At 36.0% G+C, this 24,534-nt stretch carries 17 protein-coding genes, 1 pseudogene and 1 riboswitch; of the genes and pseudogenes, 5 read left to right on the top strand and 13 right to left on the bottom strand.

The annotated features are described in order from the left end of the window. Window positions 1–349: 349 nt before the first annotated feature. The 3 genes from CKJ95_RS22675 to CKJ95_RS22665 are packed head-to-tail and all read right to left on the bottom strand — an operon-like array spanning window position 350 to window position 4,358. Window positions 350–1,915, bottom strand: coding sequence for a response regulator (locus CKJ95_RS22675; RefSeq protein ID WP_099355723.1), 1,566 nt, complete (start codon window positions 1,913–1,915; stop codon window positions 350–352). A gap of 24 nt (window positions 1,916–1,939) precedes the next feature. After that, window positions 1,940–3,361: a sensor histidine kinase gene (locus CKJ95_RS22670; RefSeq protein ID WP_099355722.1), complete on the bottom strand. Its 1,422-nt coding sequence runs from the start codon at window positions 3,359–3,361 to the stop codon at window positions 1,940–1,942. Beyond that, window positions 3,348–4,358, bottom strand: a complete 1,011-nt coding sequence (locus tag CKJ95_RS22665; protein ID WP_099355721.1) for a sugar-binding protein — start codon at window positions 4,356–4,358, stop codon at window positions 3,348–3,350. Before CKJ95_RS22665 ends, CKJ95_RS22670 begins: the two co-directional genes overlap by 14 nt. A gap of 196 nt (window positions 4,359–4,554) precedes the next feature. Between CKJ95_RS22665 and CKJ95_RS22660 the strand changes: the two genes are divergently transcribed. Beyond that, window positions 4,555–5,943: a LysM peptidoglycan-binding domain-containing protein gene (locus CKJ95_RS22660; RefSeq protein ID WP_099355720.1), complete on the top strand. Its 1,389-nt coding sequence runs from the start codon at window positions 4,555–4,557 to the stop codon at window positions 5,941–5,943. 76 nt (window positions 5,944–6,019) lie between these two features. Here the strand turns inward: CKJ95_RS22660 and CKJ95_RS22655 are convergent, their stop codons facing one another. Further along, window positions 6,020–7,282, bottom strand: coding sequence for a cation:dicarboxylate symporter family transporter (locus tag CKJ95_RS22655; RefSeq protein WP_099355719.1), 1,263 nt, complete (start codon window positions 7,280–7,282; stop codon window positions 6,020–6,022). Between the two features lie 110 nt (window positions 7,283–7,392). Next, window positions 7,393–7,546, bottom strand: a riboswitch (cyclic di-AMP (ydaO/yuaA leader). A 122-nt stretch (window positions 7,547–7,668) separates the two neighbouring features. Then, window positions 7,669–9,303: a thiamine pyrophosphate-binding protein gene (locus tag CKJ95_RS22650; protein ID WP_099355718.1), complete on the bottom strand. Its 1,635-nt coding sequence runs from the start codon at window positions 9,301–9,303 to the stop codon at window positions 7,669–7,671. Window positions 9,304–9,510: 207 nt separating this feature from the next. Here CKJ95_RS22650 and CKJ95_RS22645 point away from each other — a divergent pair, with 207 nt between their 5' ends. Together CKJ95_RS22645 and CKJ95_RS22640 are read left to right on the top strand one after the other, a co-directional pair. After that, on the top strand, window positions 9,511–14,814 hold the full coding sequence (locus tag CKJ95_RS22645; protein ID WP_099355717.1) for a lamin tail domain-containing protein: 5,304 nt from the start codon (window positions 9,511–9,513) through the stop codon (window positions 14,812–14,814). A 196-nt stretch (window positions 14,815–15,010) separates the two neighbouring features. Further along, window positions 15,011–15,874, top strand: coding sequence for an AraC family transcriptional regulator (locus CKJ95_RS22640; RefSeq protein WP_099355716.1), 864 nt, complete (start codon window positions 15,011–15,013; stop codon window positions 15,872–15,874). Window positions 15,875–16,020: 146 nt separating this feature from the next. Here the strand turns inward: CKJ95_RS22640 and CKJ95_RS22635 are convergent, their stop codons facing one another. The 3 genes from CKJ95_RS22635 to CKJ95_RS22625 form a co-directional block, all read right to left on the bottom strand. After that, window positions 16,021–16,275, bottom strand: a complete 255-nt coding sequence (locus CKJ95_RS22635; protein ID WP_099355715.1) for a hypothetical protein — start codon at window positions 16,273–16,275, stop codon at window positions 16,021–16,023. Then, entirely contained in the window at window positions 16,268–16,828 is a 561-nt protein-coding gene (locus CKJ95_RS22630) for a DUF3990 domain-containing protein (RefSeq protein ID WP_099355714.1), read from the bottom strand. The genes CKJ95_RS22635 and CKJ95_RS22630 overlap by 8 nt, the downstream gene beginning before the upstream one ends. 259 nt (window positions 16,829–17,087) lie before the next feature. Continuing rightward, complete coding sequence (locus CKJ95_RS22625; RefSeq protein WP_099355713.1) at window positions 17,088–17,939, bottom strand: DegV family protein; 852 nt, start codon at window positions 17,937–17,939, stop codon at window positions 17,088–17,090. 250 nt (window positions 17,940–18,189) lie between these two features. Between CKJ95_RS22625 and CKJ95_RS22620 the strand changes: the two genes are divergently transcribed. Next, the gene (locus CKJ95_RS22620; RefSeq protein ID WP_099355712.1) at window positions 18,190–18,483 is read left to right on the top strand and encodes a hypothetical protein; all 294 of its coding nucleotides are present in this window, start codon (window positions 18,190–18,192) and stop codon (window positions 18,481–18,483) included. Between the two features lie 308 nt (window positions 18,484–18,791). Here CKJ95_RS22620 and CKJ95_RS22610 read toward each other — a convergent pair. Next, window positions 18,792–19,092, bottom strand: a pseudogene (locus CKJ95_RS22610) (hypothetical protein). 167 nt (window positions 19,093–19,259) lie between these two features. Here CKJ95_RS22610 and CKJ95_RS22605 point away from each other — a divergent pair. Continuing rightward, a complete protein-coding gene (locus CKJ95_RS22605; RefSeq protein WP_099355711.1) occupies window positions 19,260–19,856 on the top strand; it encodes a DedA family protein in 597 nt (198 codons plus the stop codon). A gap of 305 nt (window positions 19,857–20,161) precedes the next feature. Here the strand turns inward: CKJ95_RS22605 and CKJ95_RS22600 are convergent, their stop codons facing one another. The 4 genes from CKJ95_RS22600 to CKJ95_RS22585 form a co-directional block, all read right to left on the bottom strand. Then, complete coding sequence (locus CKJ95_RS22600; protein WP_099355710.1) at window positions 20,162–20,551, bottom strand: hypothetical protein; 390 nt, start codon at window positions 20,549–20,551, stop codon at window positions 20,162–20,164. A gap of 178 nt (window positions 20,552–20,729) precedes the next feature. Beyond that, on the bottom strand, window positions 20,730–21,731 hold the full coding sequence (locus CKJ95_RS22595; RefSeq protein WP_099355709.1) for a hypothetical protein: 1,002 nt from the start codon (window positions 21,729–21,731) through the stop codon (window positions 20,730–20,732). A gap of 235 nt (window positions 21,732–21,966) precedes the next feature. Beyond that, complete coding sequence (locus CKJ95_RS22590; RefSeq protein ID WP_099355708.1) at window positions 21,967–23,070, bottom strand: hypothetical protein; 1,104 nt, start codon at window positions 23,068–23,070, stop codon at window positions 21,967–21,969. Continuing rightward, complete coding sequence (locus tag CKJ95_RS22585; RefSeq protein ID WP_099355707.1) at window positions 23,060–24,532, bottom strand: DUF5677 domain-containing protein; 1,473 nt, start codon at window positions 24,530–24,532, stop codon at window positions 23,060–23,062. The genes CKJ95_RS22590 and CKJ95_RS22585 overlap by 11 nt, the downstream gene beginning before the upstream one ends. Window positions 24,533–24,534: the final 2 nt, after the last annotated feature.

Raw genomic sequence — 24,534 nt, 5'->3', positions numbered from 1 at the left:
TTTTCATAGAACTTTTGACACTACCCTTCCTTGAAAGGATTACTATTTTGATAACCCTTACACTTTCTTTAAAAGGAACCTACCTCAAAACAAATCACCTGTCCTCCTAAAGAAGAATTAATTCTAAGTATGATTTCGTTTACATAAACCTTGAAGTAGGTAGCATTTGATTTCTATGTATATAAAATATCATGTAAGCGCATTAATGTTTTCGCTTTCATCTTCACTATCTTGTTAACTTCTAGACTATCTTGTTTTTTGGTTAATTTTGTTGGACCTATCAATCATTTAACCTGTCCCTCGAAATTCCTGCCTAAAACAAGAAAAAACAACGACTTTAATCGTTGTTTTACGGTTGATATTTCGTTCGATACTCACTTGGGCTCATTCCAATTTCCTTTTTGAATACTCTACTAAAATAATTTGGATCTTTATAACCTATACTTAGTGCAATTTCTTTTAACGACATACGTGTTAATAATAGCTCTTTTGCCTTTTCTAATCGTGTAGCTGTCAAATACTCTATAATCGTAAGATGAAACCGCTCTTTGAATAACTTACTTAAATAATAAGAACTAATGCCAATTTCTACAGCAATTGATTCGAGAGAAATTGATTTAACATAATTTTTATCTAAGTATTCTTTTGCTTTTAGTAGTAGTGTTTGTACACCATTCGAACGATATTCTGCTAAACTTTCTATTATCATGAGGAGGTGTGATTTGGCTGCTTCCTTAATCTGCATTGCTGTACCGAATTGACCTAACCCTGTCACAATATCTTCTTTAAATCCTAGCTCTTTTAAGGCACGCGATAATACAATAAAGAAGTTTTCCATCGCCTTATGGATCGTTCTAACCTGATAGTCTGAGGTCTGTTCAATAGACTGAAAATACAGTTCAAACATGTGTAAACCCTTTTGGCTATCACCTTTTTTCACAGCATCAACTAGTTCCTTCTCAATTTCAAAAGGAACTAATTCTTTGCGCCTTTGTTTAATCCGCTCATTAAATACCATATAGGCTGAACTATGTTGTGTATATGCTAGCTCTAAAGCATCGATTGCTTCCTTATAAGAAATAGAAAACTGATTAACATCAGAAATAATACTCCCAATCCCTACATATAAGTGGCATTCTTTAAGCGAATGTTGAACTTGATGTATAACCGATCGAGCAAACTCTTCTCTTATTTTTTGATTTTCATATTCCTCGTCCGTTAATAGCCTCAAAACAGGTACTTGAAACCCTGTCAAAGGACCGACAAGGCAATGGGAATACTGGTCATGAATTGTTTCTTTCAACACACGATACCAGCGGCTTTTTTCTTCTCGACTCGCATGCAGTCGATCTGTTTCAAATGTAAAAACAGCAACAAAACCTTGTTTATGCTCAAGATCTAGCCATTCTTCCCAATCTTCCTCATTAAACTCATGAACGTGATCCATAATGAAGGAAACAATAAATTCTATTTCAATAAAGGAACTTGCTCTTTCAAGTCGTCGATTTATTTGTTTTGTTTCATTTTCTTTTTGCTTTTCACTTTCGATTTCTTTAACCATCCGATCAAAAGCCTCGATAACTTCAGACATTTTACTAGGCTTTAATAAATACTCTTTAATTCCAAATTTCATTGCTTCTCGAGCATAATCAAATGTATCAAAAGCTGAGACCATAATAAATTTTGTTTGCGGAAGAACAGAAACGATTCTCCTAATAGCTTCTAAGCCATCAAACTCAGGCATCTTTATATCCATGAAGACTAAATCTGGTTTATGTAAGATAGCTAAATCAACTGCTTGTTTTCCATTTTTGGCCTCAGCAATAATTTCGAAATTGGACCGCTTTTTACTAAGTATTATTTTTAAACCATCTCTTTCAATCTGTTCATCATCCACTAACATGACCTTAATCATAAAAAAATCCTCACTTATTCTTCTTTACGTTTTGACTAATTTAATCCGTACTGTAGTCCCTTCTCCTATACTTGAAACAACCTCAACTTTACTCTCTTTTTGAAACAACGCAAGACGGTTGATTACATTTCTCATGCCAATTCCAGTTGAATGACCAGTACCTTCTTTTATCATAGTTACTTCGTTGCTGTCATTTGGATCCATCAAGCTTTGTAGTGTCTCTTCATCCATCCCTATCCCATTGTCCTTAACTTCTATGCATACCATATTACCTTCTTTATAAATATGTAATTCAATCTTGGCTCCCTCCGCCATATCCTCAATTCCATGAATAAATGCGTTTTCAACAATTGGTTGAAGCGTAAGACAAGGTATTGGAATTGCAAGGCAATTTGGATCGATGTTTTCGATAAACTCAACTCGATCTCCAAACCGCGTCTTTTGAATAAAAAAATACTCTTTTACAATTTTAACTTCATCTTTCAATATTGTTTTACGATCAAGACTACTTATATTATATCGGAGTAACGTCGAGATTGAAGAAATTAAATCACTTGTTCTCTCCGCACCCTCAATGAGAGATGTTTTAGAAATGGTGTTTAATGTATTAAAAAGAAAATGGGGGTTAATTTGGTTTTGTAAGCTTTTTAATTCCATTTCCTTCAGTAATTGTCCCATTTTAGCCTTTTCTTCTATCTCACTCATTGATTCAAGAATATTCCTCTTCATTTCATTAAACGTCTTTGTTAAAAACCAAAGTTCGTCCTTTGTCGAAACGACAACATCCTCTCCCATATAGCGTCTAGCAGATATTTCTTTAGCCGCTAGAGTAAGTCTTTCAATGGTGCTAGTTATCCCATTGGAAAACCATAATGCAAATAAGATACTTAAAAGGATAATCACAATTAGAATCGATATCGCCATCTTTTTCATATAAGTAATCTTTTTATCTAATAACTTAGCTATTGCTTGGTAATTGCTAAGCTCATTGTTTATCAAACTAAGTGTTTCTTCATGAATATAGGCAGATGTATTATTCGCCTCGCTAATAAACAGTGAGTAGGCCTCAATGTCTTTTTTTTCTACTGCAACTACTGTCTTATCTGTTTGTTCAAGAAAACTGGTCATGATATTCATATAATTATTTTTCGTTATACTTTCCTTTTCCATATCCTTAAACTTATGTTGCAGTTCTACAAGTTGCTCCTTACTTTCTTGATAATCAATTAGGTTCTCAGGTAGCGGTTCGTACACGTATATTTGTACCTTCTCAAATGTTTGATTTGTCTTTTTCGCAATTTCGTTTAATAGAAACAAATACTCATCATTCTCATTATGAAGTTCCAGAATGCTTTGATTACTCTGCTCACGAACAACAAACAAAATTACAATTAAAAGTAAGATGGTTGTAAAATAAATCAGTAATTTTGTTCTAATTTTTATCATAAGGAACCACCATTGTTTCTTTTTCAAGATCTAAAGTAGATTTATTAATAATGGATGAATTGGTATGAGTAATTTCTTTAAACTGTTTGCCATTCATAATGTCTACCATTCGTTCTACACTTAAATATCCCATTTCAAAAGGATGCTGTTCCACAATTGCTTCAATTTCTCCATTCTTTAATAATTCCATATTTTCATCGATTGTATCAAAAGTAATGACATACATATCATTTTGCTTTTGTAAAGAATTAGCTGCAGACACAATTCCAATCCCATTGTAGGAACTCGTTCCAAAAAAGGCAGTAATATTTTCATGTTCCGTTAATATGTTGTACGCCTTTTCTTCTACCTCCACCCTTGTAATCTTTGACTCTTCAACCGCTACAATTTCTATGCCTTCTACTTGCTCCACAACATCTTTAAATCCCTCTACACGTTCTAGGTGATGCGGATTGTCCAAACTACCTGTGATGATACCGACATTCGCTACGCCATTAGTATCTTCAACCAACGCTTTCCCTGCTAATTGGCCAGCCATGTAATTATCTGATCCAATGTAAGCATGCCGCATACTTTCGGGAGAGTCCGTATCAATCGTTACAACTGGAATGTTTTGACGCTCCGCTTTGTTTATCATGTCGGTAAAATGTTCGTTAAGGCCTTGGACGATAATACCATCTACTTTTGATTTAATTGCTTTGTCAAAGAGTTTCAATTGCTCTTCTGTATTTGATCTTTCAGGCCCAATATACTCCACTGCTGCACCATACTTTTGTCCGGCATTCTTTGCTCCTTCACCAATTAATTGCCAATACTCATGTTCCATCTCCTCCACTATTAAGACAAAATGATACTTTGGTAAAGGTGCTTCTGGGGAATAAACCTCTTCCATTTCTTGATTAATCGTTTGCACATGTTCATAAAAGTAAATGGAAAAACCTAAAGCTGTAATAAAAGAGATAATTAATAAACTATAAATCATTCGTATCTTCTTCATGCTGCCCCCTTGAATATAAACTATCTAAGAATCATTATGTATTAAAATAGCACATTTCGACATTCTAATGCATTCTATTCCGTTCTTATAACGTCTCACAACTTTTACCTCCTCACCAAATACACTATATGAATTTGTAAAAATAAAGAACTTGGGGATAGTAATGGATAGAAAAAGACAATGGATGGTGAAATAGGTGGAAGGTTTTTCACGATATAAACTAAACGAAACAGAAGACGGAATTGAAGTGATCTTATACCTTGATGAAAACTTAACCGAGTACTCTACTGAGTTAGGAGTCTCATCCCCAGTGGAAGAGTCTGATATGGAAAGAAAAGCTGTTAATTTTGTAAAAAGGATATTTCCTACATTGAAGGTTAAAACCGTTAAGATTATGGCAGGTGGAGTGCTATTATCTGCCTTAGGTCTTGGTACATTGCCTGCAACTCAAGCCTCTGCAGCTGAAGCATCTGGAAAGAAGACACAAACGAAGTCTTTATCCCATACTGTAGTAGCTGGTGATACACTATATAGTATTGCTCAAACTAATGGAACAACCGTTGATGCAATTAAGAACGCAAATAATCTCTCTTCGGATTCTCTTCAGATTGGACAAACATTGACAATTCCTGTTGGCATTACTGCCATTCCGGCTCAACCCAATATAACTACTTATCAGGTTGTTTCCGGTGATACTTTATATAGTATTGCCACACGTAACGGTACAACCGTAGATGGCATAAAAAGCGCGAATAATCTTTCTTCGGATATTTTACAAATCGGACAAACGTTAACGATTCCTTCTGACGGTGCGGCCGCTCCTGCTCAAACCAATACAACTACACATCAGGTTGTTTCCGGTGATACGTTATATAGCATTGCAACAAGGAACGGCACAACTGTGGATGGGATCAAAAAGGCAAATAATCTGTCTTCGGATATTTTGCAGATCGGACAAACGTTGACGATTCCTTCTAACGGTGCGGCCGCTTCTACTCAAACCAATACTACTACACATCAGGTTGTTTCCGGTGATACGTTGTATAGTATTGCAACAAGGAACGGCACTACTGTGGATGGAATCAAAAAGGCGAATAATCTTTCTTCAGATAGCTTGCAGATTGGACAAACGTTGACGATTCCTTCTGGTGTTACAAGTGCACCTGCACCGGTTCAAAGCGAAATAACATTCGCCGCTGAACAACAAAAAGTAGTTAACAAGGAAGAAGTCGAATGGCTTGCGAAAATGATACACAGTGAAGCGAGAGGTGAATCTTTAGAAGGGCAGATTGCCGTTGGTGCTGTAATTGTGAATCGTGTAAATAGTCCCTTATTCCCTAATACTATTAAAGATGTCTTGTTTGAAAAAAGCTACGGTTACTATCAATTTACACCAGCAGAAAACGGTGCGTTACTTACAGCAACTCCTAACGACCAACATAGAGAAGCTGCAAAACGTGCACTAAGTGGTGAAGATCCAACAAATGGCGCATTATTCTTTTACAACCCTGATAAGACATCGAGCTCCTATCTAAGAAGTCGTACCGTATCAACCACAATAGGCAACCACGTATTTGCCTTTTAGGGACACAGGTCCCTTGTCCCAAAACTAAAATAAGCACATTCCTATTTGATGGAATGTGCTTACTAATATCACAAATTTACGATGCTTGTTGAACAGCTTCAACTTTAGTAGGTGGGTTATATTTACCTTCCCATTTAGCTACAACTAGTGCTGCCAACGAGTTACCTACTACGTTAACCGCGGTACGTCCCATATCTAGAATACGGTCAATACCAGCAATAAATGCCAGTCCTTCAGCTGGTAAACCCATTGTACTGAACGTCGCTAATAACACTACGAAGGATACCCCTGGCACTCCAGCCATACCTTTGGATGTTACCATCAATATTAACATTAGCATGATTTGTTCCCCAATGCTCAAGTGAATTCCATACATTTGGGCAATAAATAAAGACGCTATAGCTTGGTATAATACTGATCCATCCAAATTAAAAGAATAACCTGTTGGAATAACGAAAGTCGCTATATGCTTTGGACTTCCTGCCTGTTCCATTTTATCCATAATCCTCGGAAGTACAGTTTCCGAGCTGGATGTTGAAAAAGCAAGGATTAACTCTTCCTTAATCATCTTCAATAATTTAAAAATATTTAAACCAATAAATTTAGCCAATAAGCCTAAAATAACTACTACAAAGAAAATCATTGTTCCATAAACAGTAACAGCTAACTTGCCTAATGGAATAAGTGATTCAAATCCATATTTTGAAATAGTTACACCAATTAATGCAAAAACACCAATCGGAGCATATTTCATAAATAAATTTGTCACATAAAACATGGCATTTGCCATACCCTCAAAGAAACGTAAAACCGGTTTTCCTTTTTCACCAATAGCTGCAATTCCAAGACCGAAAACAACTGCAAAGAAAATAGTTGCTAACATATCTCCTTCAACCATAGCTTGGAACGGATTTGTAGGAACAATATGAAGGAGGGTATCCGTTATAGATTTTCCTTCTTGCGATTCTGATGTTTCTACATAACCTGAGATATCACTTTGTTCTAACTGGTCCATTACTAGTCCAGCACCTGGCTGGAACAAATTTGCAGAAATAAGTCCGACTGCAATTGCAACCATGGTCATTCCAATAAAATATGTCAGGGATTTAGCACCTAATTTACCGACTGATTTTAAATCACCAACACCAGCTATCGCAACAATAATACTTGAAAGAACGATTGGCACGACAATCATTTTAATTAATCGTAAGAAAAGATCTCCGAATGGCTGCAGGACACTTTGGGCAGTTTCACTTCCATAGAAAATGCCACCAACGATAATACCTAAAATAAGACCGATTAAAATTTGGCTTGCCAAACTTAACTTGAATTTTTTCATAAATTACCCCACCTTCTTAATAATTTGATTCTGATTACTCAGGTAAGGGAAACATATAGAAAGATAAGGTAACAAAAAACCGGCCGTTGCCGATTTGCTATTCTACCATACTGTTTCCACTCGATTGCTTACGAGGTTAGCTTTCAGGTTAGGACTATGGGAAACAATAAGCCCCTTCTATTTACGAATTCACCAATAGCGGAAAAATCCCGCATGAAGAATTTGGGTCCCCCGCTCTAGATAAAGATTAAGCAACAATGCTCTATATTGATTTTATACTAAAATAATATTCTAGTAAACTGTTGAATCATTTCCAGTAGAGGGTCCCACCCCTGATTAACTAAAGCGGTAACATACCTGTGGGGCGGGAAACTAGCTTTCCACGGTCAACCCTTTGTTTCTGGATGAAAAGTTGGCGCAGTTTCAACCTCGATCAATGCTGGACCATTATGTAAAAATGCTTTTTCAAGGGTATCCTCTAATTCACTTTCTTCTGTGATTGAATAGCCTTTCCACGAGCAAGCTTCGGCAATTTTTACAAAGTCAGGATTCGTTAAGTCCACATCCTTTTGAATACTTCCGCTGGCTATCATTTTATCGCGTTCCATTTGTAACGCATGATTATTGAAAATGATGACTGTGATATTTAAGTTATATCGAATGGCCGTTAATAAATCGGCTAAAGTCATTTCGATCCCGCCATCTCCAACGACTGCAACCACTTGCTTCTCTGGAAAGCACAGTTTGGCTGCAAGAGCTGCAGGTAAACCAAATCCCATTGTTCGCCATTCTCCTGAAAAGATGATTTGTTGTTTAGTTGAGCGAAAATTACGATTGAACCAAACAGTTACATCACCCGTATCTAGAGTAATAATCGCATCGTCTTGAATAGTATTTTCAATGGCTCTAACAATTCTTGATGGATGGAGCGGTTGGGAAGATTGTAAGCCTTCTTGCTCGTTTTGTGTGTCCCACGTTTCTTTTATCTTCTGGATGTTTGTTACCCAAGTTTGATTTTGTGAAACGCTATGAAGACTTTTCGTTAACAGGGGGACCAGCATTTCAGCTGAACCTACAATACCTAACTCAACGGGTATACCTTTCCCGATATTCTCTTTCGCAACATCAATTTGAATCAACTTCGCATGCCCTGGAACATATCCTTCCGGCCACCACAAGTTCCCTACTAATAAAACAACATCTGACTCTTGAAAAAGAACTTTAGCATGAGGGTTTCCCCCTTGTCCAATGCCTCCTAAAAAGTGCGTACATGATTGATGAAACACCCCTTTTGCACCTAAACTTACAAGGATACCCGCTCCCCAAAGTTCTGCTAGTTTCTCTACTTCTTTAACAGCATGTATTGCCCCAAGACCTGCTAAAATCATCGGTTTTTTTGCGGTTTTCATTAATTCAACAACTTCTGTGATAACTTTTTCATCTATAGATGAGGTAGTCTGTATCATTTTTGGTTCCCGCTGAATTTTTGCAGTTGTATTCACTGTAAAAAAATCCTTAGGAATCGATAGATGAGTAACAGCCCCTTTATCAAGTGATGTTTTCATCGCTTTTGTTAAAACATCTATAATGGCGTCAGGGTGTGCGAGCAAAGACGTATATTCTGCGAGTGGTTTTATTAATTCTTGTTGATTAAGATACTGCTTATAGTCAGTTCCGATTTTTTGACTAGGAGCCTGACCAGTAATAGCCAGTACGGGTGCCTTATCCATATAAGCATCCCCAAGACCATTGAGTAAGTTTCCTAATCCTGGTCCCATCGTTGCCAGACAAACGCCAAGCCTTCCTGTTAACTTTGCCTCAGCTGAAGCCATCATGGCGGCAACCGATTCATGTTTCACCGCAATAAATTGGATTGAATTTTGCTTTGCTAGTTCATCCATTAACCCAATAATGGCATCCCCCACAACCCCATAGATCCTCTTAACTCCCCACATCTCAAGCTGCTTTAGCATAAGACTTGAAACAGTTTCATTCGTTGATTGACCAGATTGTACATTCACGATAGGTAAGTCTCCTTTGATTGTTTTTCCTTACCTTTCCAAATAGTGGAGTTTTATATTCAAGGACAGGATATGACAGCCACATGACAACTTTTGCCGAAATTCGTAATATTTACACATTTTTTACATTTCAGATAAATAAAATCAATACTTTGTCGTTATTCTGTAGTGGAATACATAAAATCTTTACATTTTTAAGGAGGCATTATGAGGAAAAAAGCAAAACTGAACAAAGGGTTAGCCGTAACAACCACAGTAGCTATTCTCGTATCGAATTTAGGATTAGCCGTTCCGTCAGCTATGGCAGAAGAAACTTCACTAATTCCTATTTCACAAGTGCAATCAGAAAATCAAGTCCAAAAACAAGAAGATTCCATTTCAAATTCAGGAAACCAGGAGTCTGATGTACAAGATTCCTCTGCTCTACCTGAAGAAGCTCTCCCGAACGAAAACAAAGCTGACACTGAAGTGACGGAAGCCCCTTCTTCTCCAACTAAAGAAACGAAAAGTCAGCCTAGCGAAGAAGAAACGCAAGAAAACACAGAAGTAAAAGAAAGTGAACCTGAGCAGGTTCCTCAACAAGAAGTTGTAGCGGAAGAAAACCAAGCGCCAATTATTACTCATGAACAAATCACAAATGCGAGTGCAAAAGAAGACCTTGTCATCTCAGCAACCATTACAGACGACCAGCATGATTCTTTAGCTGCTGTTTATTATCAAACAGAACCGAATGGTGCGTTTAAGAAGATCGCGATGACTCACACAGATGGCCAAATCTATCAAGCTACCATTCCAAAAGAATCGTTAACAAATGAAACTTTGCGTTATTACATCGAAGTAACGGACACAAATCATCGGGTTACATATCCCGAGAAAGATAGTTTTGACGTGGCAATCGAAGGTATCGTGGAGCCTGATTATGATTCACTTCCACCTATTTTGATTACGGAGATTTCTCCAAATTCTGAGGGTGGCGGCACAGATTATTATGAGTATTTTGAGCTCTATAACAATTCGAACCAGCCGCAGGTGTTAACAAACTATTCATTTATTTATCATTATACGGATAGCGGAGTAGAGCTCCCTTTCCAAATCCCAGCGACAACAATTGAGCCACAGGAAAAACTAGTTTTCTGGTTTAATAACGGCAATAAACCATTATCAGACTTTAACGCTCAATTTGGTACTGAACTAACAAATGAACAAGTCGTCGAGTTTACTGATGCATTTCCTGGCTTTGCGAACGGCGGCAATCGTGCATTGGTTTTAAAAGACCTTCAAGGAGCAGAGGTTATTTCTGCAAGTTATTTAGGAAGTGACAATGACGATACTGGCGCTGTTATCCAATACGAATATCCTGACCAAGGAACAATAATGAAAAAATTACAGGGGATGGCCCCTCCGTCACCAGGTGTGATTACGGATAAACAGGTACCCGCTGTTCCTGTGCAACTCCCAGAAATTCCAACGGATACGGAAGCACCTGTGATAGAGCATACCCAGGTGGACGAAGTTGATGCCTATAAACCAGTCAAAATCGAAGCGAAAGTAACAGATAATCTAGCAATCCCATTGGTTACTCTCCATTATAAAGAAAAGGATGCCGAGAATTTCACAGCACTATCAATGAATCCAAGTGCGGAGAACACGGGCACGTACTCAGCTGAGATTCCAGCTGCGGGCGTAAAGTCGAATCTTATCTATTATATTGAAGCAACAGATGGGATTCAGGCTGAGAAAACTAGTGAATACACGATCAACGTGAAACAGATCGATATTGATTACAGTGTGCTCCCACATTTGTTGGTTACAGAGGTAGTTCCAGACACCACGAATGTTGGTTCTGCTGACGGATATGAGTTTATTGAAATCTATAACAATAGCAATCAAGATATTAATTTTAAAGATTATAAAATTTATTACCGCTACGGCACGGACCCAGGTACAGATGTTGTATGGCCTTCGATTCCGGAAGATGTCACCATACCAGCCGGAAAAACACTCGTTTTTTGGATCATCAATGACCAAAATGGCGATTCAACTGTAGCGGATTTTAACCAAAACTATGGTTCAAATTTAGTAGAAAATGAGAATATCGTTCGTGTTTATACAGGCGGTATGGCGAATGGCAGTATGCGTGGTATTGTGATCGGTACGAATGCTCATAAAGAAGTGGCACTTGCCTACTATAATGATGTACCAAACATGGATGATACTTATGCTGACAAAGGAATTGTCTACGGGTATCCAACCGATCAGACGACACAGCAAATCAAACTTGACATCAAAGATGCAACTCCTGGAAGCGTTGAGGCACACCAAGTTCCACGAGAGGCTGTGCAGTTTCCTGAAGATACAATTGCACCTGTAATTGATAATCAAACAGAGGTTACTGAAATAGCGGAAAAGGATAATATCGAAATTGCAGCGAATGTAACGGATGACCAAGAAGTGAAATCGGTCCGCCTTTTCTATAAAATTTCGGACCAAGATGAATACCAAATGAAAATTTTACAACAGGATTCTACGAATGGTTTATTCCATTCAACCATCTACTCTCCTGAGTTAATTGGGAAAGACTTTGTCGACTATTACTTTGTCGCTTCAGATGGAAGTAATGAAAAAACAAGTGATACCTATCGTGTCGACATTACATCCGACCATGATCAATCGAGTCTTCGTCTGAATGTAAAGGAAGACATCGTGACTGGCAATGTGATTCTTAAAGGAACATCTGCTGAGGATGCACCTGACAACGTCTCACTAATGGTAGATGGCACAGAGCTAACGAGCGATACATATCATTCTGTTGAGCGAACTGCCTATTTTGCATTAGATGTAAACGGCTTGAATACGTACTTCCAAAATGCGGTGACCATGGGTGAAGAAGTGCTCTTCTTAATGGATAAGGATTGGTTGACTCAGTGGAAAACCTTTAGTATTCCGATTGAACCCGACCGCTTATCACTAGGAGATAATACCATCACGGTTCGCTCAGGAAACAAAGCATCGCCATTTGACTTAGATTCTAGTGAAAACCGCGATGATTATGACTTAAAAAATGTTCGACTAGTGCTTTCTGATGGTACTGTTTTAACAGACCCTACCTACAATAATCCAAATCAAGTATTGAAAATGAATGATGCCAATCCTTTCGTTGATTTTCATTTTACAATCACAAACGATCATGCACTTTCTAAAACGGTGAAATGGAATACAACAACCGTATCGGATGGAGAACATGTAATCACCGTTCAAGATGCTGATGAAACGCTTGAAAGAAAGGTAATTGTGGATAATAGCGCTCCAAAGATTGATTCAAATCTCGTTGAAGGCAACGAATATCAAGGTGCATTTACAATTGAAGGAAGCGCAATCGATGAAATCGCGGGTGTTGAATCATTCGTAACCACCCTAGATGGTGAGGTTATTTCACTTCCATATGAAACAGCATCCTCCAAATTAGCGCCTGGAGAACATAAACTAACCATGTCCGCAACGGATAAAGTTGGCAATCAATCTCAGCACATTGTTCACTTCTCGGTTGTGAATGAAAATCCTGAAATTCCTGAAGTTGCTTCACCTGCAGATGGTGCGACCGTCAATGGTGACCCGGTTATAAAAGTAAAAGTCACAGATCCGACGAACGATAAAGTCGATGTTACATTCTATCAAGGCTACAAATATGATGTGAGTCAAACTGAGCATATTAGAGGCTATAAAAACGCTTCTGATACGGAACCACCTCAAACACAGGTTCCAGCAGGAGAACAAGTCTTTACGGAAGAAGATATTGCCCTTGTTGCACAGCAGGATGGACAATATTTAACGAACAATTCACACACTCAATTTCCTTATCATCGCTTTGATGTAAAGGTTGATTCTACTGTCGATGAAAATGACATTGTCGAACTCAACTGGAAAGGAAAGTCACTAGAAGGACGAAAGGTTTCTATGTACGCATGGAATCATCAAAATGGTGATTGGAATTTAATCGATTATCGCATTGCTGGAGAAGATGATTTTGAATTGACAGGCAATGTTGCAGTGGATGCTTATGTTAAGGATCATAAAATTAATGTTCTTGTACAGGATGAAATTCCTAGCACTCCGGATGAGTACGACTATACCTTTGTATGGATGTCTGACACTCAATTTTATGCAGAGAGCTTCCCGTATATCTTTGACCGTCAAACACAATGGATTGCAGAAAATCAAGACGAAATGAAGATTAAATATGTATTCCATACAGGGGATTTGGTTAACATATCGACAGACGAAAGCCAATGGAATTACGCAGACCAATATATGGGAGTTTTAGACGAGCATAATATTCCATATGGTGTCTTAGCTGGTAATCATGATGTCAATCAAGTAAACAATGATTACACCGATTATTATCGTTACTTTGGTGCAGATCGATTTGAGAATAAACCTTATTATGGAGGCTCATACTTAAACAACCGTGGACATTATGATTTAATTTCGGCCGGCGGAAATGACTATATTATGATGTACCTAGGTTGGGGTGTAACTGATGAAGGAATTCAGTGGGTAAATGATGTCCTTGCTGCTCACCCTGATCGGATGGCGATATTAAACTTCCATGAGTACTTACTTGCGACTGGAACGAGACATCCACTCGGTGAAAAGCTTTATAACGAGATTGTCGTTCCAAATGAAAATGTCATTGCGGTATTAAGTGGACATTATCATGAAGCACAAACGTTAATCGACCAGATTGATGATAATGGAGACGGTACACCAGATCGTACCGTGTATCAAATGCTTGCCGATTATCAGGCTGGACCTGAAGGTGGCCAAGGGTATATGAGACTCTTACATTTCGACCAGGATAATCATCGAATTATCGTAAATACGTATTCACCGTATTTAGATGATTATAACTTTTATGATACTGAGGCCCATCCTGAAAAAGATGAGTTTATCATTAACCTAGACTTAAGCGCCGTTGAAAAACAAGTCGCGACTGATTACTTCTCTGTAAATGTGTATAGCGATACAGAAATCGGCAAAGACAAGGACGTGGATAGTGGTGAATTTGCCGAAACCGTTTGGAGAGGACTAACGGACGGAAATATCTACTCTTGGTATGCTGTAATTGAAGATGATCATACTGGAAAAACAATATCCGATATATGGTCATTTACAAAACAAGCAGCTGGATCAGATTCAGAGGATGAAAATGATCCTGAGGAGCCACCAACTGAGCAACCCGAACCACCAATAGATGAGGAGCAACAACCAGAGCAACCTGAAAAACCAGAGAGCGATAATCAAGATCAAAATAATAACGAACCAAACATAGATCAAAATGACCAGCATGCTGAAGACGTAAATAACGACGAGACTGATAAACAACCAAAGCAGAATGGTGACATTCTACCCGTTACAGCAACCAATATCTATAACTTGCTACTAGCAGGATTTATCTTATTAGTTGCGGGCGGATCGCTACTTGTCATAAGAAAACGTAAACTTCAGGCATAATAGTATGAGGCATGGTTTCTAAAAAAAAAGAACCATGCCTTTAACTATTGGATTTTCTATTTTATCCTATAAACCCTCGACAAACTTCGGGGCGTCACTGTGACCTTACCTAAAGAACCGATATATTTTAAGTTAAATATGTCGAGTAGGAATAAAACGGCTTTGCTATGATATAGACATGACAAGGAGGGATAACTTGTTAAAGGAATTAAACCAGGTGATCGACTATATTGAAAATCATTTAACAGATGAGCTGCCTCTTGAAAGTATTTCCGAGTATGCCGGGGTTTCGGACTTTCACTTTAGAAAGATCTTCTTTTACCTGTCAGGATTGACGCTTAGTGAATATATCAAAAACAGAAGATTGTCAGAGGCCAATAAGGATTTATTGAACGGAGAAAAAGTAACGGATGTCGCTTTCAAATATGGGTATCAGTCAGTAGACGGCTTTACGCGAGCCTTTAAAAAATGGAGTGGTTTCTTACCCTCAGATGTCATCAAAACAGGGATAACTAAATCGTTTCCCAAGCTTTCATTCGTCATTACAGTTAAAGGAGGAACTTCCATGGAGTTTAGAATTGAAGACAAACCGGCATTTAATCTAGTCGGTGTAAGTAAACGAGTGCCTATGCAATTTGAAGGGGTAAATAACGAGATTGTAAAGCTAGCTCAAAGCATTACAGAGGAACAAAAAGCAGAAATGCATGCCCTTCAAAACATAGAACCTTATGAAATCGTGAATGCATCTTTTCACGCGGACGAGAATTTCTTAAAAGAAGAGGGAGATCTAACCCACATGATCGGTGTGTTAACAACGGAAAGTCAAGTAAGTGACCGATTAGACAAAGTGCCAGTCGAAGCATGTACATGGGCAATCTTCCCAAATGTAGGACCCTTCCCATCTACACTACAAGAAACCATGGCCAAAACCTATTCAGAATGGCTTCCCTCTTCTGATTACGAAGTCATCAATGTCCCTTCTTTTTCGTTCACAAAAATGGATAAAGATAAACAAGGTTACGCGTATAGTGAGGTTCGGATTCCAGTGAGGAAGAAGTGAAGAAAAGTGATTGAAATGGTATAGATAACACTTCATATGTTCTCATATAAGTATTCCATTGTTTCCGAATCAACACCCTCTCCCTATAAAAATAACCTCCCTAATAGTAACTAGGGAGGTTTTATTAAGTAGGTGTCTTTAGAATATCAGCGTACAAAAGTACTCATATTAAGTTTGTTGTTAGTAACGTACTGCTCTATCGAGAGATCTGCCCAGTATTCTGGATCTTGATGATGTACATGTTCAGCGTCTTCTTTAAGTCGATTTATTAATGATGACTGTAAGAGTATTTCTTTCGCAAGATCACTATTAGTTCTTTTTAGCAGACGATCATAGACTTCTAGAAAATATTCAATATCTGCACTATCAAAATTAGGTATATATTCTGGTTTGTTATTCACAGTTCACGAACCTCCTTCTTAATAATGTATTGAAGAGAACGTACGGTGTGAAAAGACAATTGATCCAAATTTGGTCCATGAGGCTTGAGATCTCTAATAAAATCCTCCCACTCATCAAGCCACGTGTTAACCTTTTTACTGATGTATTCGGTTTTCCGTCGGCTAGTGGACCGGCCACAATATCATGCTCATGATAAACACCGTCATTGAGGCCTTCTTTACGACAATTATACACAAAATAATAAAAGTCGTCATTGGCAACTTCAAATATTCCGCTAGAAAGTTGGTGATCTTTAATTGACTTTTTTAAATTTATTACATCTACTTCAAGTCTAACAACAGCTGGTGAAATTGAGTGATTTTTAGTATCCTTCCAAAGCTTTTGGGCATGTTTTTTTGCCTGTTCAAATGAACTTGTTGTATAAAATCCTTGCCCAAAGTCCACTGCTTTATACCCCTTAGTAACATCAATCCCTGCATCAACAATATGATGTGCATGGTTACTTGTTGTGCCATGATAACATAATATAAATCTGTCTAAATAGTCATACATACTTATCCCCTCACAATATGTATAAATCAGTACATAATTAGTAATCCCTTTCGACAAATTCTTTTATAATCCTCCAATATTTTGTATACAGAACCAAAAAAGTATCTAATAAGAGGCGGTGTTGATTTAGGTGCCGATAAATTGAAGTAGGTGTTTCGGATGAAACATCAACGGTGGTTTATAGGAGCCATGCGAAATGCATGCTCTTAAAACATTAAACCGTTCGACAAACTTCGAGGCGTCACTGTGACTGTATATTCTATCTCTCCAAGCCCGCAATTCCAAATCCGCCTGGTCCAGCATGGGTGGAGATCATGGCGCCGGCTTGTATCCAACTGATATTTTCAAATCCATGTTCTTTTGCGACATCGGTCATTCTTTCCTTAATCTTTTCATCTAGGCCAATGGAGTATACTAAATAAATTTGACCTTTATCAATGTCGTATTGATTTAAATAGTCTTTGATCAGTTTCTCCGAGACGGTACTCATATTCCCGCGATACTTCTTAGTAGATGTGAGTTTTCCATCTATTAATTCGATACATGGCTTTATTTTCAACAAAGCTCCTCCGAGATAAGCAAGGTTACTGACTCTTCCACCCGCTTTTAAAAACTCTAGACTGCCAGGAACAAAAGCCAGTCTGGATTTCGGGACGATCGCTTCGATTTTTTTGACTAACTGTTCAGGATCAATCGTAGGTTCTTTTACTACTGAATCTACTGCATACATCACAATAGCAGCTAGTCCTCCTGTAACGTTCAATGCATCAATTAAGAAAATATCATTTAACTCTTCCGTTGCAATAATGGCATTTTGGAAGGAAGAAGATGCCTTAGACGTATAACCAATATGAATAATGACACAACCGGGAAAGTCCGTTTTTATCTGTTTAAAGAATTCCTCATATTCATAAACATTTGTTGCAGTTGTGGAGGGTATTTTCTGGGTTCGCTCATAATATTCATATATATCCTCTACCGGCAACGCCCCATCTAAATAATCCTTATCACCCATGATAACGTGCATCGGAACCACTTGAACAGAGTGTTTGCTCGTCCATTCTAAAGGTAAATCCGCGCCACTTTCCGTAGTTAAAATAATTCTTCCCAATTATAATTCCCCTCTCATCTCCCATTACGGGTCAGATGTTAACCATCGTACCTAAACCAACTATACATTATACGAAAGCGTTTTACAGAATTTTTTAAGTAGAAATAAAGCATGTGGCTTTTTAAAATAATAACGAAGAGAATCAATTCAAAAGAATGGTTTCCGTTATGAGTAGAATGATACTATTAAAATCACCTTCCATTGCTCGAAAATATCATTTATACTATTTATTTAGAGGGAGGTGAATAAGATGGAACAGGAAACAATGCTAAAAGAAATCTTGCATGCATTCAAACTTTTTTCTGAGAAAATAGACGATAAGTTGGAAAGTTTAAAACTCGATCTAGAATCCAAGATGGACAATATGCAGACAGAAATGAATTTAGGTTTTGCCCGTGTAGATGAGCGACTGGACAGACTAGGTAAGAAACAAGAAGGAATGCGTGTTGAGTTGACAGAAAACAAAGAAACAGTAAACTTTTTATTAAACAAAACTGCCCAGCATGAGAGAAAGCTTCAACAACTCATCGATCAGCAACTTTAAAATTCCACACGAGTTGCTATTTTCCCCAAAAAAAGCAAGACAAAAATACCATGGCAAAAACCTATACTGAATAGCATCCCTCTTCTGATTACGAAGCATCAATTTCCATTCATTTTCGTTCACAAAGATGGATAAAGACAAAGAAGGTTACGCGTATAGTGAGGTTTGGATTCCGGTGAGGAAGTAGTGAAAACAAGTTTTGAAAGTTGATTGAAGTTTATCATATAAACTCTCGACAAAACTTCGGGCCGTTTCGAGGCGTCACTGTGACTGGAGGTTAAGTTATGAAGTATATAAAATGGGAAAGTTTATGATTGAATTCGCTTTTTAATTCTACTTAAGGACTCTGGTGTCATACCGAGGTAGCTTGCCAATTGATGTTGAGGTGCACGTGTGAGTATGTCTGGTCGATGTTGGATGATATGTTTATAATTGTCTGACACACCCTTTCAATACAAAGTAACATCTCTCCGTTGGAGAATCTCCCTGTTTAATCAGATAGCTCCCCTTTTCAAACTTCTCTATCATTAAAGCGTCAAGGATAGCTTGTTGCTCAGCTTCAGTTAGCGATGTATATTTAGCCATATATTTAGTGAGGATTTCTTTCATAACAACACCTCTATTTTCTTTTTATGGGCACTTCATGACAATAGTACCATTTTATCCATAACAAAATCCCAATTTTGACGTCGTTCACGTATAAAGTTTTGTTGTTAACAAACGCTACTTTTATCGGATTGATTAGACTCGTGCATAGTCAGGAATGAGGAAGGATTATGGGAATTGTTGAACGCCTATTTGCTCAATATGGATATTTCGTGTTGTTAATCGGTCTACCTTTAGAATTAATTGCTTCTCCGATACCACCTGGCAACTCAACACTTGCATACACCGGTTATTTATCGTACAAGCATGTTCTTCACCTTCTGCCAGCACTTACTGCCGCATACTCTGGTTCCTTGGTAGGAATAACAACCACCTATTGGATCGGAAACAAGTTTGGGATGACACTAATCGAAAAATACGGAAAATGGTTGTTTCTGAAGCCCAAGCATATCAAGAAAACACGAAAAACCTATGAGAAATATGGAAACAAAATGCTATTATTTGGTTTCTTCTTGCCCGGTGTCAGACAGTTCAACAGCTATTTTGCAGGAATTATTCGGGTACCATTTCGAACTTTTGCACTTTATGCTTATACAGGTTCCGTTTTATGGGTATCTCTATTCATCGGAATCGGTTATATATTCGGTAACCAATGGCAGCTCGTTTTCACTTGGATTGAACAATCTATGAAGGTGATCTTACTTATTTTGTGTGAGGTTGCAATTTTTCTATTTATAAAATGGCGCAGGAGGAAATCGGGACGGTGAATACCGATCTTTTTTGTTTTTGGAAGTTAGAGGCAGTTCCTAATGTTTTGTAAAAAAGTGGACAAAATTCTAGAGCCATTTAAAGGAGCGTACAGTTAAACCGATACTCAAAATAAAAACACTTCTCGTTTAATGGGAAGTGTTTTTAGATACCGGTGGTCGGGGTCGAAATGGCGATAAAAGCATTGATTTAATAAGGTTTTATAAATTCTTGCGTAAAATTTGCGTAAATTATTTTAAATTTGTAAAGCAGGTGTGTATTTTCATACCTGCTCATTCCTTGGATTAATTCAGAAAAAACATCGTTATTTATTTGTATCTTTAATCCTAATTATGTATATAGATATTCCAAACACTAATAAGGTTAAAATATCGTTGACCTTTGAATAGAGATTATGATGTTTATCAATTTCCTTATTAATCTCTTCTATACCTTTCCCATCAAATAACATTGGCTCATAAATAACTTTAAGTTCATATCCTTTGGAAGAAGCAAAGATAAGTATACCTCCAAACAATAACATGAACAATTGATTAATTGACCAATTAGTTTTGATAATAAGAATTAGACTTAATATTCCTATAGTAAAGTATATTTGCGGTGCTACTTCTCCAATCAATCTATAAAAAATCAATATTAATAATACTATTAAATATCCTATAATTAATTTATCTGGATTTAGCTTTTTATTCAATGTACTACATCCTTTTCATATTTCAATTTTTAAAAATAGCCATTTGCAGATTCATGATCTGTATTGTTTAATATATTGTATACATAAGAGGGCCTACAAATAAAATAAATGATACTACCCTTTGATAGTCTTCCACCAATGATAGAATTAAAGGCTTCATAGGAAACGAATATGAAATTTACCCTTTTTGACTTAAATACCACTTCATTTCGGACACTGCCATATATCCTTTTTGCCTCATTTCATTTATACACTTTTCATACCCTTTTGATTTCATTGTATATTTATCGAATATACCATTACTCTCCAATAACATTCTATTTTTTTCATTATCTACAAAGAACGTATCACCTAATTTTTGTAGGATATCTTTCACAGCACAAGAAGAACTTCTATAATAAGTGTAACTATAGTCAAAGTAATCATTTTCATCTCTCTTGAATTCTTTTACAACCTCTAAATCAGGTAATGATAAAGATGTTTCATCCTCAAAAACTAGGTCGTTATTACATTTAGGTTTATATTTTGAGATATAATATGCTTCATATATAGCTATATCTGATTTTGTTTTTGTCCCCCGAATCTCTATTTTTGAGAAATCCAATAATCCACGCTCACTTACTGAACTAAAGCTCCTAGTAACTGCATTACTAGAGCTTTTTCCTATATAAGCAATGTTACCATCTTTGTCATAAATAAAATAAATACCGTATACATTATTTCCTTCTAAACCATTAGCAGTAATAGAATTTATTTTTTCTGTTGCTTTAACTATTTCAAGTGCTCTAATTTTAGATGGAAAAAATCGGTCATTAATATTAATAGAAGATATGAACTCTTCGGTAAATCTAACATTTATCCCCAGCATACTTTGAAAAGATGTAAAAACATAGTATATATCAACATTTCCTTGTTCGAAAGCAGTTATTTTTCTACTAAGATAATCCATATTGTTTGTGGCTTCATCAATTTTATTACCTTTAAATAAGTTTACTATATTTATCAGAGGATCCTCTTTATAATCAATTTTATTACTTAATTTTAATTCTGATAGAAATTCTGGTATTTTTTCAAACACATCAAAAGCAAGATAATGCTTTTTTGTTAATTTAATTTCTTTATTATGAGCAATTTTAAAACAATACTTTTTAAAGTGTTCATAACTATTAAAATTAACCATAATGTTTCCCCCATGATATTTCATTTAGGTACACTTTTCTTTTTACTATAACCATAATTGTTAAATGTAGTATATAACATTTAAGTGGGTTTTCCAAGAAAAATATCTACAAAAATAAAAAAGCACTGGAAATGAGCAGTGCTTTTAAACCTGTATATTCAGAGTAATTTTAGCCGTTATAAAGGGCGATAATAAATCATAATGATATTTAATTTACATACATCAATGATAATATTTACACTTGGTTAAGCAATACTTTATTTACTTCTTCAAGGATTACTTCTTGAGCTCTCTTTACTCCTCCATGATAAATGATATCAACATTAAGTTCCTTTAATTTAGCCAGGACCTTATCTAAAAGTTTTTCACCTTTTATCAACTTAGTGTATTCTTCATATTTATGTTTAGTAAGTAGCTCTAATGGTATTGTATTATACATAATATTTATAATTATAGACTTTTCAATCATTAATCTTGTTTGTTCGTCGTCAGTAAAGGTATCTTTTAAAAGTAAAAAGTATCTAAATGTAACATCATGTCTGATATATGGAGTAAAACCCAATACTAGATTTGTTAATAATATATGTATTGTTTGTGCCACATAAGAATAAGTTGCTATATTAAAAATATCAATATTAGAAATACCCTTAAATTGTGTATATTCCTGTTTATACCTTTCACAACGTTGTTCTAGGTTTAAATCAGTGTCTTTAGAATCAATATATAAAAGGTTCTTCAAAATGAAATCATCTAATTGACTCTCAATATCTGATATTGTATTAAATTTCTCGTAAAATTCCTGTTTTCCGGCAATATCAGATTTAAGTATACTGGAAATAAAAATCCAATAGAACTTATCTATTAACTCACTATTGTTAGTTTCATATTTTAATAACATTTCTCTTGTGGGTAGGATATGGATAGTGCTATGAGTATTATTTAAAACATGTAATGTATCTTGAAAAGCCGTTTTGAAGATTCTTATTGAATTTTCATCCGCAAATTTGTCATCGGGCATTCTAAAAAACGGCTCCATTTTCAACAAAGGATCTGAAATAGCATGATAATCCCCAAATAACTTAAAATAATAATGTTCGGAGTCGTCTATATCTAAATATACAGCCCCAGATAATAATAGACTCTCAGTAGAACTATCTCTCTTTTCATTTCCGTAAATAAGCAAATCCAATTTTCTACGCCAAAAGATTTCGATTTCATCTATTATTTTCAATATAGTGCCTGAACTCAATTCTTCTTCTATTACAAATGGCTGATATTTAGTTAATAAGTCAGCGTATTGTTTCTGAATCCTATTTAATGTCGGAAAATTAAATTCCATAGTTTAACTCCTTATATTTCTTTTTATACCAATCAGGCATTTCAAATTGACAAGATAACATTTCTATTTGCTTTCTAAAAACTTTTTCAGTATCATAAACAACGCTCGGTAACTTTTGAAAGTTGTCTATATCTGGGATCGTATGGTATTTATGTAATGGATTTTCACAAAAAATCATTGAGCTTTCCCGTATTGCACCCCAAAAACCATGCACAAAGTTATTATCATATTCATAATAGGTTTCATATAATTCATTTTCATCAACCAATTCAAACTTCTTTTTAATGGATTGTGTATCAAAGTATCGTACATCAATGTCTAAAAATTCTTCAAGCATAGGTTCATTTACAATCCCATGTAAAATCGGTAACTCAATATGACTATATTCATTAATAATTGAACTTTCTCTCGCTCTTAACAAAACGTGTTTATATTTCCCAACTCCATAAATCTGATATTCAGAAAAAATTCTTGGATTTGTATTTTCATTTTTAATCAGATACTTCATCATTATGTACACTTCTAAAATTGTTCTGAAGCCATGTCTACCCAAAATGGAATTTTCTAATTCCTTTTCGATTAGTTCTTCAATTATCTTAATCATATATATTGTTGATCCAATTAAAACATTAAATTTAGCACTGTCTAGTTGATTTTCTTTATTTTCTAGCATTAATTGATGGAAAGCATCCTTAGTATCTTTAATAAATATACCAACATCTGTCTTACTCTTACTAAAATCTATAAACAACGGCTTACAATCGGTAATCATCCCTAGCTCCGTCCAAAAATAAGAAATATAACTATCGTTTTTCATTTCATGATCGAAACCCTCCAATGATCTAATGGATGGCCTGTAGAGTTTCATTTCTTCATCATCATGATTACTCATGCTATAATTTTTGATTGCATCAATCCCTTTTAAACCTTCAAATATCTTTATTTCGCCTTTAAACAAAGGAAGACAAATAGCCAGATAACGTAGATCTGTAGTTATGTGTGATTGAGGATCATAAAACTTTTCAACTGCATCCTTGATAATTGAAAGTCTATAATCAACAGTTAATTTCTTATCATAAAAAAATTCATTAAATAGTCTATATTCTTCATCACGCAATAATATCGTCATTGGAGCTAACACGTTAGGTTCTACCAAACTTGAGATTATTTTATAGATTTCCTTTTGTTGTTGTTCATTAGCTTTAGTAATAAGAGAAATTTTAGGTTTTGAAAAGTCTAACTCTAACTTAGACATTAAGTAAAGAATTTTTTGCCCAATCTCTAAACCTTTTTCTCTTTCATAGTTTAGTATGATTAATCCTAACCATATATATTCTGGCAATCTTTCAATTGTCCAAGAGTTTAATAATAGTTTATCACCGAGCATTGAATTCATCGGACTAATAATTTTACCTTTTTTATATTTATGGTCAGATAACCTACTTCTTCCCCTTACATCCAATT

Source organism: Fredinandcohnia onubensis, assembly GCF_002734285.1.
Lineage (GTDB): Bacteria > Bacillota > Bacilli > Bacillales > Bacillaceae_L > Ferdinandcohnia > Ferdinandcohnia onubensis_A.
Note: the sequence above shows the minus strand (reverse complement) of the source record. Positions and strands in the feature narration are given on the sequence as shown.